2 protein-coding genes are annotated in these 1,881 nt (G+C 68.3%); both read left to right on the top strand.

Annotation, left to right across the window (positions count from 1 at the left end; genetic code table 11):
- Positions 1-965 (top strand): SGNH hydrolase domain-containing protein (locus AC2VNT_RS06890; protein ID WP_486946141.1); only part of this gene is annotated, 965 nt, incomplete at its 5' end.
- A gap of 57 nt (positions 966-1,022) precedes the next feature.
- Positions 1,023-1,881 (top strand): acyltransferase family protein (locus tag AC2VNT_RS06895; RefSeq protein WP_486946142.1); only part of this gene is annotated, 859 nt, incomplete at its 3' end.

Raw genomic sequence — 1,881 nt, forward strand, 5'->3', positions numbered from 1 at the left:
GGACGCCGGCCGCGGCGCTGAGCGTCGCCGTGGCGCCGGTGGCGGCGGGCTCGGACCTGGCCGCCTACGACGCGGCGGTGCAGCACGCGTTCGCCCAGGTGCAGACCGCGCTGGTGGCATCCGCCGGGTTGACGGCGGTGCCGTCGAATCTGGACCCGCCGTTTGCCGACGTCGAAGCCGAGCAGAACGCCTACATGGGCAGTGGCTGCCTGCGCACACCTCTTCAAGGCGGACAACCGGAGTGCGCAAAGGGCGATGTCGGGTCGCCGACCACGGTGGCACTGGTCGGCGACTCGCACGCCGCGATCTGGAATCCGGCGTTCGAACAGGTCGCCACCCAGCGGCGGTGGCGGCTGGAGACTCTGGAAAAGGCGGCCTGCCCAGTGATGGATGTGCGCGTCACCAACCCATTCCGTCGCGTGGTCGAAGTCTTTGAACACTGCGGGCAGTGGCGCGCTCAGATCATGGCCAGGTTGCGCGCCGAACATCCGCGGCTGGTCGTGCTGAGCGCTTGGCGCGGCTACGGTTCCGATGAACAGCTGACCGGTTTCTCGGCCTACGACCCGGCGTGGATCGACAGCCTGACCCGTCTGGTGCAGCAGTTGCGCGGTATCGGCGCCAAGGTGCTGGTGCTCGGGCCGGTGCCGGATCCACGCGCCACGGTGCCGATCTGCCTCTCTGCCCACCTCGATGACGTGATTGCCTGCGTGCCGCGCAGGTCGACGGCGGTGAACGAGTCCGGTATCGCGGCGGAGTCCGCCGCCACCCATGCCGCCGGTGGGCAGTACACCGACCTCACCGACCTGTTCTGCACCGCGGACCGATGCCCGGTGATCGTCGGCAACACCCTGGTCTACGTCGACTCGAGTCACTTGACGTTCGAATACTCGCGGCGGTTGGCCCCGGTCATGGGTGCGCTGGCCGACCGCGCGCTCGCCCAAGGTTGGCCGCCGCATTCACGATGAGCCTGTTCGACGCGTGTGTGATAATTCCTCGACTCGACGAACGCGTCTTCTAGGTAGGTGACCGTGCACCAGGCCGTCAGCGGCAGCGCCACCAAGGACCGTCAGGGAGTGGTGCAGCCGGGATTTCGGCCGGACATCGAGGGATTGCGCGCGGCCGCGGTGCTGGCGGTGGTGCTGTTTCACGCCGACGTGCCCGGCGTGGGCGGCGGCTACGTCGGCGTGGACGTGTTCTTCGTCATCTCGGGTTTCCTGATCACCGGGCTGCTGTGGCGCGAGGTGAACTCCACCGGCGGCGTCCGACTGCGCCGCTTCTACGGCGCCCGGGCCCGCCGACTGCTGCCCGCCTCTGCCGCCGTCGGCGTCATCACCATGATCGCTTCGGTGGCATTACTGCCGCTGCTGCAGGTCAAGAGCGTCCTGGTGGACGGCATCACCAGTGCGCTGTATGTCGGCAACTACTGGTTCATCATGCGCGGCGTCGACTACTTCGCCAGCACCAAACCGCCGTCGCCGTTTCAGCACTATTGGTCGTTGGGCGTCGAGGAGCAGTTCTACCTGGTGTGGCCGGCATTGATCATCGGCACGGCATGGTTGATCCGGCGGCTGCGCCGGCGCACCCGCGCCGAGGCCACGTCGTCGCAACGCCCTTTTCTGGTGGTTCTCGCACTGGTTGCCGCCGTGTCGTTTGCGCTGTCGCTGGTGGCCACGCCGTTCGCGCCTGCGGTGGCGTTTTTTTCGCTGCCGACCCGGGCGTGGCAGTTGGCGGTCGGTGGGCTGGTGGCCCTCACGGTTGTCCGCTGGCGGCGTCTGCCGCCGCGCGCCGCCGCGATCACCGGGTGGGCCGGGCTGGCGCTGATCGTGTGGGCCTGCGTGGGTTTGAGTAGCACGACGCCGTATCCGGGTATTGCCGCGCTGT

Source organism: Mycobacterium sp. TH-M15 (assembly GCF_057473705.1).